Genomic DNA, 13249 nt, shown 5'->3' on the forward strand with positions numbered 1-13249 from the left:
TAACTTTATGCGGGCACCGCGGGGGGGTTAAGGGGGGGTGCGCCAATTGGGGGTCTTCTTGGGTGTGTCTAAAAAAACCCCCAATCTGACCCCGGTTTTTCTGACCCCGGTTTTGCCTTTCAATTACAGCGCGGACCGGTCAGTGATGAATACCGGCAGCGGCACATCCAGCACTTCCGCACTCAGCCCGCGTCCGGCCAGGAAACCGGCGATGCTGTCAGCGATGGCGGGATTACCCACCCACATCTCGTTGTCATGGCTGGCGCTGCGTACCAGCAGTTCCTTGCCCTTGCTGAAACCAGGCAACAGCGCCTGAGCGTTGGCATGCGGGGTGCGGCCGTCGAGCGTGCCGCTGATGAACAGCACCGGCACGTCGCTGCGCAGCGGCGCACGGAAAGCTTCACCCAGGTCCAGCATGCCCAGGCCATCAGCAACTTCCGGGAACGGGAAGTTCAGAGCATCGCCGAGCAGGCTTTGGCGTGCCTGTGCCGCAGCCAGCGCGCGCCGTTGCGGGCTCTGCCCGGAGGCCACGTCCATCGCCGTCGGCATGGCGCGCCAGCCGCCCAGGCCATCACGCACCATCAAGGCGATGGCGCCGAGCAGGTCGTAGTCGCCAGCCTCGGCCTCACGCAGTGCCAGCGGCAGCATGCGCTGGGTGGAGCGGCGGCCGAGGGCGATCGCTATCGCCATCTGCGCATCAAACTCACCGATGGTCACCTTGCGGCCGTCATGCATCGGGCTGCTGCCCTGCCCCGGCTGCTGCCGCAACTTGGCCAACACGCGCTGCGCCGAGCCCTGCAGACCCTCGAAGCCGTCCTTCCTGGCGATGACCGCCAGGTCAGCCAGCAATGCGTCGGCCGTCAGCGGCAACTTGATCGTATCGTCCGGGCCTTCGCTGCCCATCAACACCACGCGCTCCAGGCTGTCCGGATGGCGGCGCACGGTGGCCAGCGCCAGATGCGTGCCGTAACTCATGCCCCACAAGCTCAGCTTGGGCAGCGCCATCGCCTTGCGCAGGTACTCGATGTCGTCGGCACTCTCGGCGGTGGTGTAGGCGCCCATATCAACCCCAGCGTCCTTCCAGAAACCGAGGCAGCTGGCCAGTGCGGCCTTTATTCCGACCAGGGCTGCGTCACGCTGCAGCGGCTTGGCATCGTCAAACTTCTGCTCGTGCGGGCACTCGGGCGGCATCTCGGAGAAGTCGGTACCGCGTTGGTCAAGCAGCAGCACGTCGGTCTCTCGGCGGACCCGGTCGAATACCGGCCAGCGCGGGCCTAGCGCGGTGCCGAAGCCAGAGCCACCCGGGCCACCGGCCAGATAGACCACCGGGGCAGCGCTGCCATTGCCGCCGGTCGCCGGCAGGCGCACCACACGCAGGCGGATACGCGGTCCGTTCGGCTCACTGTGGCGACGCGGGACTTCCAGGAAGGCCTCTTCGGTGGCGATGGTGCCGTTGTTCTTGGTCTGCATTGCATAGGGTGCAAACACCAGCGGTGCAACCGAGTCCTTGGCCAGCACCGGCGAGGCGCAGGCCAGCGCAAGACACAGCACCAACAAGCGGCCGGCACGTCCCAGCTTCCCCTTGTGTACCGCAAGCACTGCGCCAACGTCGTGTTGATGCGCGACGACAAGCGATGCGTTTGAAGGAGCCGCCAATGACTGCAGGCAAGGACGGCAAGCACTGGAAACAGACAGAGAGTTGTTGGACATGGCGGGCTCCGACTAGATGGGAAGGTGGGTGTTGCCGCGGCCCCGGCAACCCGGAGAAACCTCCCGTTGCCCTCGCCACGGAGCCAGCATCCCTCCCCCAATGGCGCTTGCGGGGAGCGCGTCCGCCGAACAGCTCCAACTCACCGCCCAGCGTCTCCACGCAGCCGATACGATAGGCCCATGCTGATCCTACGAATCCTGAGCGTACTGGCCGTGCTGGTCTTCGCGGTCGCCGCGTGGCTGGCCGTGTTGCTGCGTGACGTCAACAGCGTGCAAGTGCTGAGCGGAGAGATGGCGCCGGCCAGCGTTACCGCGACAGGCGGCCTGCCGACCTCGCCGCCCGCGGACATCAACTGGCAGCCAATCGATCAACAAACGCTGGCCAGCTGGCGCGGCCCGTACTGGCTGCGCTGGCAATCGCCCGCGTCCACCCAGCCGGACGATGGTGGCCGCGCCCTGCGGCTGTCCTTGCGCGGGGCCAGTCAGCTCTACTGGAACGGCCAGCCGATGCTCGGCAATGGCGTTGTCGGCACCAGCGCCGAGCAGGAGCAGCCCGGCCAGGTCGACATCACCCGCGTACTGCCGCCTTCCTCGCCCACTGGCACCGATGAATTGCTGGTGCTCGCCTCCAGCCACCATCAGCAGTTCGGCCTGTACAGCGCCGATGCCCTGGTTGCGGTGGCGCCGGCTGTGGTGTTGTACCAGCGCATCGTCCTGCCCTGGCTGATCGCGGCGCTGGCCACCGGTGCACTCGCCGCAGCCTGCCTGTACTTCCTCGCCTTGCAGCGCGGCCGACCGCAGATGCCAGGCGGGCGTTTGCTGCTCGCCCTGTGCGCCGTGGGCATTGCACTGCCGGTGATCGAAGGCTGGCGCCCGTTGCTCGGCTACCTCTACCCATGGCACGGCCTGCGCCTGTATGCACTGCTGGCGATGCATGTGGCAGCGGCCATCCTGCTTCCCGCCTACCTTGCGCGACGTTTCCGCGTTGCCGTGCCCAAGGGCCTGGGCATCGCCTACGCGGCCGCATTGGTGATCACTGCCGTGCTGCTGCCCAGCTTCGACATCCGCTCTGCGGTGGCGTTGTTGCTGAGCCTGCTGGCCTCTGCCGCGCTGCTGCTGCGCGCCAAAGGCGAGCGCGACGAACGCTGGCCGATCCTCGCCCTGCTGCTCGCCGGGGTATTGGCTTTGCTGTTTGCCCCCGGGGCATTCCTCGATGGCCCCTACTTCCTGCTGCTGGCGGTGCTGGTGGGCTTCCTGCTGCTGTGCCATGCGGCGCAGGTCCGCGACCTGGACCTGCACAACGCACGCCTGCGCGAAGAGCGTGCAAGCCTGTCGCTGCAGTTGCTGCAGCGAGGCATCCAGCCACATTGGCTGATGAATACCCTCACCTGCCTACAGGAACTGATCGAACAAGCCCCGACAAAGGCAAGCTGCTTGGTCGAATCGCTGGCCGACCAGTTTGACCGGCTACGCGAAAGCAGCAGCCGCCAGAGCGTTCCGCTCAGCGAAGAGCTGGCCCTGTGCCGCAACCATCTGGATATCGTCGGTCAGGCCCTGGATCAGACCATGGTGCTGGAGGTCGACGCCAACGACCTGCAGCTGTCGCTGCCCCCCGGCGTGCTGCATGCACAGGTCGAGAACGCCCTGACCCACGCCGGCGCGGTGGCCTGCGCGCAGCGACCGTTCCGCCTGCGCGTGCAACGCGACAAGCAACATTGGATTCTGGAACTGCGCAGCGCGCGTGGCTCCGCACCGCACCGTGGCCAGGGTACCGGCACCCGCTATATCGAGGCCAGCTTGGCGGCTTCCCATCCCAACCGCTGGCATTACAGCCAAGGCGCCGATGGCGCCGACTGGTACAGCCGCATCGAGCTCACATGCGCATATTGATCGTCGAAGATGAGCCGCTGGTCCGCCAGCGCCTGTTGCGCCTGTGTGCCGAACTGGCTGGCGGCCGCGCGCGCTTCGATGCAGTTGCCGATCTGGACGCGGCTGGCGACCGGCTGCAACGCAGCGTCTACGACGGCCTGCTGCTGGACCTCAACCTCGGCGGCGAAGATGGCTTCGACCTGCTGCGCAGCGCGGTAGCTGGCCGCTACCACTGCGTGGTCGTATCCGCCCACCGCGAGCGCGCCCTGCAGGCCTTTGAACATGGCGTGCTGGATTTCGTGCCGAAGCCCTTCTCGCGTGAGCGCCTGGGGCAGGCCCTTGAACGCCTGCTGGATGTCGGCCGCTACAGTTCGGGCCGCGCGCGTTACCTGGGCATCTGGCGCGCCCAAGGTACGGCGCTGGTTGAACTGGCCGATGTGCAGTGGATCCGCGCTGACGGCGACTACAGCGAGCTGCGCATGCGCGACGGTCGCAGTGAGCTGCACGACAAATCGCTGGCCGGCCTGAGCGGCGTGCTGCCGCCGGACTTCGTCCGCTGCCACCGCTCCTACCTGGTCAACCTGCGCCACGTCAGCACCCTGCATTCGGGAAGTGGCAGCCGCTACTGGTTGGTACTCAACGGTGGTGCTGAGCTGCCGGTCGGGCGCGCTCATGTTGCTGGCTTGCGGCAGGCGCTTGCGCTTGAGTGAACCAGCCGACACATGGAAGTGAGCGCTTTCCGTAGCCCAGGCAATCGCTGCAACAAACACATCAGCGCCATATCCGATTCAACGATCCCCGGGTGCACCGCGCGTACCCGGGCTACGTGCCTACGCTGGAGCTCTCAGGCCATCCGTCTGGCGAGGGCATCCCCGCCGCCTGCTCAAGGGCGCTGGGTCGATGAACGCGCTCTACCCAGCGCATCTTCAAAACGTTGCCTGTGCTCGTCCACCAGCCGGGCAAGCAGGCCGGGGTCCACAAATGCATCCTCATCGCCAGCCGCACGGCGCGCCTGCCGCTCAAGGATGCCAGTGGTATCGGGATGACCGCTCAAGACGATGTCCGCCTGCATCGTGCCAAGCTTTGCAAACGTCGCGCGGAAATCCTCGGCGATCGTCGGATAGCTGCGATTCCCAACCAGCGTATTGCCGGCGACGGTAATGCTGCACAGGAACAACACCTCGCGCGGCGTGCCACGGTCATTCACGGTCATGCTCCAGCTGGTGCAACCGGCGGTGTGCCCTGGTGTGAGGTGCGCGGTCAGTTCAACATCGCCCAAGCGGACCTTCTGCCCGTCGCTGACAATCTGGTCCACCTCGATCGGATCGAAGGGCTGGATACCGTAGTTGTTGTCACCCTGGTTTCTGCCATTCTCCAGTGCCCAACGATCCCCTGCGCTGGCGAGATAGCGCGCACCAGTATCCCGCTTGAGTGCCGCCATCGCTCCAACATGATCGGCGTGGGCGTGACTGCTGAGCAGCAGCCGCACATCGCGCAAGGGGATGCCAACGCTCTCGATGTTGCGCTCAATCTGCGCGGCATTGGCAGCCAACGGGGCATCGAGCAGGATCGAACCCTGCTCCGACACGATCAGATACGCCGAAAGTCCCTCCGTGCCTACGTAATACACGTTGTCGACGATATGAAACGGCTTGATCGGCAACGTCCAGTCCGCCGGCGGGCCAGCCCACGCGGACGCCGCCGTCACTCCCGAAGCCAGCACTGCCGCCACCCGCAATCCCCAACGAATCCCCTGCTTCTGCATCATCTGCGCACCTTGCCTGATAGGTGCAGAAACTGTGCGCCGCGCAGGCGTATTCGACAAACGCGTAGATCTGGGCAGAGGCATGAGCTTTTTCTAGGTCTTGCCACCTAGCTGCACCTGGCTCGGCACGGAACGTGCCCAGCACCAAGCAACCCGGGAATTGACGGCCAACGTTCGTAGCACACTGTAATTGCGGTTTTCCGGTCCACAAGTTTTTACGGCGTTTTCACCGTTTCGTATCGCCACCGGCTTGCGCCCAGCAGTATCTTCGCGTCCATCCGCCCCGAGAAGCCACAATGATCCGTCGATCCTTGTCCCTGCTGCTTCCGTCCCTGTTTGCCATGGCAACGCTATCCGCCTGCGACTCCTCCAACAAGCCAAATGCAGTCGCGGAAAAAGCACCAGCAACAAAGGCCAGCGAGTTACCGCTGTTCGAAACCTTCGGCGACCTGCATCGCGACATCGGCAGCAAAGTGCCGTTGGCGCAACGCTACTTCGACCAAGGCCTGCGCTTGGCCTATGGCTTCAATCATGAAGCCGCCGGACGTGCGTTTGCCGAAGCCGCACGCTTGGACCCGGCATGTGCACTATGCGTCTGGGGCCAGGCATTGGTGCTAGGGCCAAACATCAATCTGCCAATGGATCCAGCGGCTGCCAAGGACGCCACTGCATTGGCAACCCGTGCAGCCAGCTTGGCAGCCAGCGCGCGACCTGTGGATCAGGCCTTGATCCAGGCACTGCAGAAGCGCTACTCCGATCCGGCACCGGAAGACCGCAAGGCGCTGGACCGCAACTACGCCGATGCGATGGCTGCAGTAGTAGCGCAGTTTCCTGAAGACGATGATGCCGCCACGATGTACGCAGAGGCCTTGATGGATCTCTCGCCGTGGGCCTACTGGCAGGACGGCAAGCCCGCTGAGTACACGCAGACATTGGTGGGCGAACTGGAGCGGGTACTCGCACGCAATCCGCGCCACATAGGCGCGATGCACTACTACATCCACGCCATGGAGTCCTCGCCCGAGCCCAAGCGCGCTGAGCCCTACGCAGATGCATTGGCCGCATTGGCTCCCGGCTCCGGGCATCTGGTGCACATGCCCGCGCATATCTACATCCGCACTGGCCGCTACCACGATGCCACCATGACCAACTTGGCTGCAGCCACTGCCGACAAGGACTTCCTTGCTGTCTGCCGCGGCAGCAATGGCGTGTATCCATTGGGCTATGTTCCGCATAACTGGCACTTCGCCAGCATGACCAGCGGCCTGACCGGCTCCCGCACGCTGGCCATGCAGGCTGCCAAACAGACTGCGGATCGGGCTGATCGCGCGGCCATGGGCGAGGCGCCGATGCAGTTCATGCAGCAGTTCGTGGTGACACCGCTGCTCACCCAGGTCCGCTTCGGCGATTGGGACGGCATCCTTGCCGATACCAGCACCGCGCCCGAACTGCCCTATCCATCTGCCATCCGCCATTTCGCCCGCGGCATGGCATACGCACGCAAGGGCGCACTGGATGATGCAGCACGCGAAGCGCAGGCACTGCACGCCGTCGCCGCCGACACGGCAATGGCACAGGTCAGCTTCTTCGACATCAACCACGCCGACAGCGTTCTGCGCGTCGCCGATGCGCTGCTACGTGGCGAGCTGCTGCGTGTACAGGGCAAACACAGCGAGGCGATCAACGCACTGCGAGAAGCCGCAGCCGCGGAGGACGCGCTTGCCTACAACGAGCCTGCCGACTGGCCGCTGCCGGTACGCACCTATCTTGGCGCTGCACTATTGGAGGCAGGTGATGCCAAGGCCGCCAGCGAAGCCTTCAACCAGGACCTGAAGACCTATCCGGTCAATGGCTGGTCGCTGTATGGCTTGGCGCAAGCGCAACAGGCTTTGGGCCAGACCGATGCCGCCGCCGAGAGCAAACGCCAGCACGCCGCGGCGTGGCAGTGGGCCGATGCTCCGCTGACTGCTGCACGCTATTGAACACATCGCACTGGTCTCGGGCTTGGTCAGCCATCGGCCCGAGTACGAAGTGCATGGATGCCGCCCCTATCTGGCAGGCACGCCCGCGCGCTCGAATAGAAAATTTTCTTCACGCCCGTTGCCGGAGGTCGTTGCGACCAGACGTGAGCCCTCACGGCGATAGGCGATCCGCTGCGGGTAATCATGCTGCAGGTTTTCGAACACGGCAGACTCACCGTCGCGCGCAACCAGTCTGAACTTTACCGGTGCGGGATTGCCCGGGACATCGGCCACGTAAAACACATCGGCGCCCTCGGCGACGATGCGCAGCTGTTCGCGAAAGCGCAGGACGCCATCACGATAACTGCTGCCTACGCCGATCAGCGCTGCGTCCTGCACACGCCACTGTTCGTCGCCGCTTCGGCCGGCCGGCAGATCAACCCGCGTCCACTGCCCCAGCAACCAATGAAAAGCAACAGCCGGTGTGTCCGCAACCTGCTCCGCAGCCGCTGCAGTTGGCATCGCGGCCAACAGCAGCATCGACAGGAAAAAAGGACGCGCGACTCCGCCGATCGGTCCGAGTTTCCCACTCAGCGGGAGCCGCATCCAGCGCATGCTCAGCCGCGCGGCGGAATCAAGGCATCGTCCAACGCCGAGGCACGCTGCCAGGCTTCGCGGCCACGCAGACGCTCGCAATAAGCGGTAAACGCATCGCGCTGCGGCATGCTCTTGAACATCTGTCCCCACAGGATCTGGCTGCCGACATAGACATCGGCGGCACTGAAACGTTCGCCGAGCAGCCACGGCGATGCCGATGCGGCGACTTGTTCCAAGGTATCAATGGTCTGCTCGAAGCTGCCGTAGCCTACTGTGCCGGCCTTCTCCAGCGGGGCAAGCAGGCCCAAGGCCTTGGCGCTGACAGCGGCTTCCACCGGTCCTGCGGCAAAGAACAGCCAGCGCAGGTAACTGCCACGCAAAGGATCATCCAGCGCCGGGGCCAGCCCAGCTGCCGGAAATGCATCGGCCAGATAGGCGCAGATCGCGGCAGCCTCGCTCACCACAACACCACGATGGACGATGGTCGGCACCTTGCCCATCGGATTGATGGCCAGGAAAGCCGGGTCCTTCATGCTCTGGCCGTACTCCAGTACCTCGGTACGATACGGCTGGCCCAACTCCTCCAGCATCCAGCGCACGATGCGCCCGCGCGACATCGGATTGGTATAGAAGACGATTTCTTCTGCCGTGCTGCCCATGCGCCTGACTCCAGAGGGTGAGGCAGCAGTCTAGCAACGCCAGCGCTATCATTCCCGCGCAGGCGGGTTTTTCAACCGACGTATGTCGGGTCATCGCTCTTGGGGCTCGTCATGCCCGCGTAGGCGGGAATGACGCCTGCCCTTGCCTTCTGCAAGGTCGTTCGTGTTTTGACGCGAAAGCCAAAGCAAGAGCGATTCCCGCCTTCGCGGGAATGACGGCACAATAGCAAAAGCAAAAGCCAGGACCCCGGCGAAGGCGAAGTCTGAATCCTCGCCTCAAACAGCCTCGTCAATCAGTAAGCAAACTCGCCGAACAAGGGATCAACGCTGCCATTCCAACGGCCATGGAACAGCTCCAGCTTGCGTTCGGCCGCGGTCTTGCCCGAATCCACGATCTCCTGCAGCACGTCCAGGAAGCGCGTTTCATCCTGACCATCGGCGTTGAGCGCGGCACGACGGCGCAGGCCATCGTACGAAATCGCCAAGGCTTCACGTGCCAGATCACGCACTGTGCCATTGCGGAACGGCAGGTTCATCGCATGCTTGGGCACGCCATCGCGCAGCACGTTGCGTTCGGCCAGGCTGAAGTCCTTGACCAGGTCCCAGGCTGCATTCAACGCGGTCTCGTCATACAACAGGCCAACCCAGAATGCCGGCAGCGCGCAGATGCGGCTCCACGGGCCACTGTCGGCGCCGCGCATTTCCAGATACTTCTTCAACCGCACTTCCGGGAAGGCCGTCGTGGTGTGGTCCGACCAGTCACGCAGGGTCGGCAAGGCGCCAGGCAACACCGGCAGCTTGCCCTGCAGGAAATCGCGGAAGCTCTGCCCGCTGGCATCGTGGTAAATGCCGTCGCGGTAAGAGAAGTACATCGGCACGTCCAACAGATAGTCGACGTAACGCTCGTAGCCGAAACCATCCTCGAACACGAAATCGAGCATGCCGGTGCGGTCCGGATCGGTATCGGTCCAGATGTGCGAGCGGTAGCTCAGGTAGCCGTTGGGCTTGCCCTCGGTGAACGGCGAATCGGCGAACAACGCGGTGGCGATCGGCTGCAATGCCAAGGAGACGCGGAACTTCTTCACCATGTCCGCTTCGCTGGCGTAATCCAGGTTGACCTGGGTGGTGCAGGTGCGGGTCATCATGTCCAGGCCGAGCGAGCCGACCTTGGGCATGTAGCTTTTCATGATCTGGTAGCGGCCCTTGGGCATCCACGGCATGTCCGCGCGTGCCCACTTGGGCTGGAAGCCCATGCCGAGGAAGCCCAACTGCAACTCACCAGCCACCTGCGCCACCTCATTGAGATGGCTGCCGGTCTCCACGCAGGTTTCATGCAGGGTTTCCAATGCAGCGCCGGAAAGCTCCAGCTGCCCGGCCGGCTCCAAGCTCACCGAGGCACCATCACGCAGCAGCGCGATGGTATTGCCGTTCTCCAGCACAGGCTCCCAGCCGAAGCGGGTGAGCCCATCGAGCACCGCATTGATGCCACGCTCGCCTTCAAACGTGGGCGGGCGCAGGTCATCCAGACGGAACCCGAACTTCTCGTGCTCGGTGCCGATCCGCCATTGCGACTTGGGTTTTTCACCCGACGCGATGCTCTGGACCAGCTGGTCGCGGTGGGTGATGGGTGTATCAGCGACGTGGCTCGGGCTCGACAAGGGCAGGCTCGCAGAATTCTGGTCAGGGCGGGAAGGTGGGGGCCAGCCCCCGCCATCGCAAGGGCGCACTATATATCGGCGCACATTGCCATCGTGTCACGGCAGCGGTTTTCAGCGTCCTAAAAAAGCAGACTTGACCGCTGCCGGAGCTGCACTTGCGAGTCATTCCGCGGCTGACTGGGCACTGGTCCTACACTGTAGGCATGAGTCGCGCCCACCATAGTGAAACCCATCGATCAAACCGCGTCGGCTGGCTGCGCGCCGCCGTGCTGGGTGCGAACGACGGCATCGTCTCGGTCGCCGGCCTGGTGGTTGGCGTGGCAGCTGGCGGCGCCAGCGCCTCGACCATCCTGGCCACCGGCATTGCGGGCACCGTGGCCGGTGCCATGTCGATGGCCGCCGGCGAATATGTCTCGGTGATGTCACAGGCCGATGCCGAACATGCAGACCTGAGCATGGAGCGGCGCGAGTTGCACGAAGACCCGCACAGCGAGCTGCAGGAACTGGCCGGCATCTATCGCCGTCGCGGGCTCAGCCCCGAGCTTGCCCAACAGGTTGCCGAGCAGCTCACCGCCCACGACGCCCTCGCCGCCCATGCCCGCGACGAGCTGGGCATCACCGAGGAACTGCGGGCCCGGCCGCTGCAGGCTGCGGCAGCTTCGGCCAGTGCTTTCATCGTCGGTGCGGCGCTGCCAGTACTGACCGCACTACTGGCTCCGCACGCGTGGGTGGCGGAGGTCACCACTGCCGCCACCTTGATTGGGCTGGGCATCACCGGCGCATTGGCGGCACGGGCTGGCGGCGCGCCAGTCTTGCGCGGCGCGCTGCGGGTGGTGTTCTGGGGCGCGCTGGCGATGGGCGCAGCCGCCGCCATCGGCCAGCTGTTCCAGATCACGGTGTAACGCATGAGCATCCACGCCGACGCCACCAGCAACCTGCTGGCCCAACTGTCCTCTCTGGTCGACTGCGAGCGCGCCGAGGGCTACGCCTGCATCACCGCGCGCCGCGAACACGGCGCCAGTTCGGTAGACATTCCACAGCCGCAGTTCGCCATCCTGCTACAGGGGCGCAAGCAGGCCCGCACTGCGCAGCAGTCACTTGAATTCGGCCCGGGTGATCTGTTCCTGATCACCCGCCGCAGCCGCATCGACGTGGTCAATATTCCCGATCCACACAGTGGCCTGTATCTGAGCGCCATCGTGCCGCTATGCCCGGAAGTACTGGCTGCAGCGCGCGCCTTGTGGACTGACGCCCTGCCCGATGCAGGCCACGCGCTGGCACGCTTGCCGTTGGCCGAACATGGCGGCGCCCTGCTGCAATGGCGGCAAGCCTTGCAGAACGGCCAGTACACCGAGGCCCGGCTTGCGCTGGCCGCGCTGGTGGTGGCGTTCTGCCGACGCGGCCACGGCAGCCTGCTGGCCGCGCCCGAACCGGGCCTGGGCGATCGCATCCGCGAGCTGGTTGCCGCACAGCCAGAGCGTGATTGGCAGTCTCGTGATTTCGAATCGCACCTGGGTCTCAGTGGCGCCACCTTGCGGCGGCGATTGGCCAGCGAACAACTCAGCGTGCGCGAGCTGGTGGTCGATGCACGGCTGGCGCATGCCATGCAGCTGCTCTACACCACACGGCTGCCATTGAAGACCGTGGCAGCGCGCGCCGGTTATCGATCCCTGGGCAGCTTCAACAAACGTTTTGCCGCGCGTTATGGTCTGGAGCCCGCAGCAATCGGCAACAGCTGATCGCGGAGCGAGCGTTTCGCGCGCCATTGTGAGCGAAACGCAATGGCACTCCAGCGCAGCATTGAGTTCCCGCGGCACAGCCGTATCTGCAGGAACCCCCATGCGCATCCACCCCCGGCACCGTATCGCCGCTGCCTTGTTGATCCTCGCCGTCAGTAGCGCGGCGCAGGCACGCAGCACGACTGTCGTGCAGCAGCAGGTTGCCGGTGTCTATCACCAGCAGATCGGCGAACTGCAGGTAACCGCCTTGTTTGACGGCGCAGTGGCATTGGGGCGCCAGGAACTGGTCGGCATTGATCCCGGCGCGGTCACCCGCCTGCTTGAGCATGGCTATGTTCCAGAAGATGGCAAAGGCCTGCAGACCGCGGTCAACGCCTATCTGGTGCAACGCGGGGATCACCTGAGCTTGATCGACACCGGCACCGCGCAATGCTTCGGCGCAGGTATCGGCCTGGGTCAAGTGCTGAGTAACCTGCGTGCCGCCGGCCACGACCCGGCCGAAGTGGATGACGTGCTGCTGACCCACGCCCACCCGGATCATATGTGTGGCCTGCTGGATGCGCAGGGCAAAGCGGCTTTCCCGAAAGCCACGGTGTGGCTGTCACAGGCCGACGCGGCCTACTGGCTGAACCCGGCCAGCGAGGCAACGGCCCCGAAACCGCTGCGGTTTGCCTTTGGCTTGGCGCGCACTGCAGTGGCGCCTTATGTGGCTGCCGGCACGTTGCGCGAGTTCGCTCCCGGTGAGGGCCTGCCAGCAGGCATCACTGCACTGGACAGTCACGGCCATACCCCCGGTCATGCCTCCTATCTGCTTGAGGGTGGCAACGGCCAGCAGCTGCTGGTGTGGGGCGACATCGTGCACTTCCATGCCGTGCAGTTCGCTCGTCCCGACGCCGCCTTCGAGGCTGACAGCGACCGCACCGCCGCCATTGCCAGCCGCCGCAGGCTGATGGCGGAAGCATCCGACAAGGGTTGGTGGGTGGCCGGTGCACACCTGCCGTTCCCGGGTCTGGGCCATGTGCGCCGCGAGGGTGACGCATTTGCGTGGGTGCCCGGGGAGTTCTCGCCGCTGAAGTGACGCCGCTGCTGTTGCAGGTGCTGTTGCTATTGCTGTTGCCGTTGCTGTCCCCTCTCCCGTTTACGGGAGAGGGGTAGGGGTGAGGGGAGCTTTGGCTTTGGCTTCGAATCTCACAACACTCTAAAAAGCACAAAAAAAAACGCCGCCCTGATCAAGGCGGCGTTCTCCATGCACTCAAGTCTGATGGACCATCAGCTTCGCGGCTTACGCTGC

General features: G+C 64.6%; 11 protein-coding genes. 6 read left to right on the top strand and 5 right to left on the bottom strand.

Annotation, left to right across the window (positions count from 1 at the left end):
• Window positions 1-123: 123 nt before the first annotated feature.
• On the bottom strand, window positions 124-1710 hold the full coding sequence (locus ACVOK8_RS13950; protein WP_481567345.1) for an alpha/beta hydrolase: 1587 nt from the start codon (window positions 1708-1710) through the stop codon (window positions 124-126).
• 180 nt (window positions 1711-1890) lie between these two features.
• Here ACVOK8_RS13950 and ACVOK8_RS13955 point away from each other — a divergent pair, with 180 nt between their 5' ends.
• Complete coding sequence (locus ACVOK8_RS13955; RefSeq protein WP_481567346.1) at window positions 1891-3600, top strand: histidine kinase; 1710 nt, start codon at window positions 1891-1893, stop codon at window positions 3598-3600.
• A complete protein-coding gene (locus tag ACVOK8_RS13960) occupies window positions 3588-4289 on the top strand; it encodes a LytR/AlgR family response regulator transcription factor (protein ID WP_481567347.1) in 702 nt (233 codons plus the stop codon). Before ACVOK8_RS13955 ends, ACVOK8_RS13960 begins: the two co-directional genes overlap by 13 nt.
• Before the next feature lie 173 nt (window positions 4290-4462).
• On the opposite strand, the gene bla is transcribed toward ACVOK8_RS13960, so the two are convergent.
• Window positions 4463-5347, bottom strand: coding sequence for a subclass B3 metallo-beta-lactamase (gene bla, locus ACVOK8_RS13965; protein ID WP_481567348.1), 885 nt, complete (start codon window positions 5345-5347; stop codon window positions 4463-4465).
• 338 nt (window positions 5348-5685) lie between these two features.
• Here bla and ACVOK8_RS13970 point away from each other — a divergent pair, with 338 nt between their 5' ends.
• Window positions 5686-7326: a hypothetical protein gene (locus tag ACVOK8_RS13970; RefSeq protein ID WP_481567349.1), complete on the top strand. Its 1641-nt coding sequence runs from the start codon at window positions 5686-5688 to the stop codon at window positions 7324-7326.
• A gap of 66 nt (window positions 7327-7392) precedes the next feature.
• Here the strand turns inward: ACVOK8_RS13970 and ACVOK8_RS13975 are convergent, their stop codons facing one another.
• The 3 genes from ACVOK8_RS13975 to ACVOK8_RS13985 all read right to left on the bottom strand — a co-directional run bounded on the left by ACVOK8_RS13975 (window position 7393) and on the right by ACVOK8_RS13985 (window position 10219).
• Window positions 7393-7911 carry a DUF6265 family protein gene (locus ACVOK8_RS13975; RefSeq protein ID WP_481567350.1) on the bottom strand — a complete coding sequence of 173 codons (519 nt, stop codon included), beginning with the start codon at window positions 7909-7911 and terminating at the stop codon, window positions 7393-7395.
• An 11-nt stretch (window positions 7912-7922) separates the two neighbouring features.
• Window positions 7923-8561 carry a glutathione S-transferase family protein gene (locus ACVOK8_RS13980; RefSeq protein WP_481567351.1) on the bottom strand — a complete coding sequence of 213 codons (639 nt, stop codon included), beginning with the start codon at window positions 8559-8561 and terminating at the stop codon, window positions 7923-7925.
• A gap of 293 nt (window positions 8562-8854) precedes the next feature.
• The gene (locus ACVOK8_RS13985) at window positions 8855-10219 is read right to left on the bottom strand and encodes a glutamate--cysteine ligase (RefSeq protein WP_481567352.1); all 1365 of its coding nucleotides are present in this window, start codon (window positions 10217-10219) and stop codon (window positions 8855-8857) included.
• A gap of 203 nt (window positions 10220-10422) precedes the next feature.
• Between ACVOK8_RS13985 and ACVOK8_RS13990 the strand changes: the two genes are divergently transcribed.
• The 3 genes from ACVOK8_RS13990 to ACVOK8_RS14000 all read left to right on the top strand — a co-directional run bounded on the left by ACVOK8_RS13990 (window position 10423) and on the right by ACVOK8_RS14000 (window position 13036).
• A complete protein-coding gene (locus ACVOK8_RS13990) occupies window positions 10423-11121 on the top strand; it encodes a VIT1/CCC1 transporter family protein (RefSeq protein WP_481567353.1) in 699 nt (232 codons plus the stop codon).
• Between the two features lie 3 nt (window positions 11122-11124).
• Complete coding sequence (locus tag ACVOK8_RS13995) at window positions 11125-11958, top strand: helix-turn-helix transcriptional regulator (protein WP_481567354.1); 834 nt, start codon at window positions 11125-11127, stop codon at window positions 11956-11958.
• Window positions 11959-12058: 100 nt separating this feature from the next.
• Window positions 12059-13036, top strand: a complete 978-nt coding sequence (locus ACVOK8_RS14000) for an MBL fold metallo-hydrolase (protein ID WP_481567355.1) — start codon at window positions 12059-12061, stop codon at window positions 13034-13036.
• Window positions 13037-13249 lie beyond the last annotated feature (213 nt).

The sequence above is a fragment of the Stenotrophomonas sp. STEN083 genome (assembly GCF_056759195.1).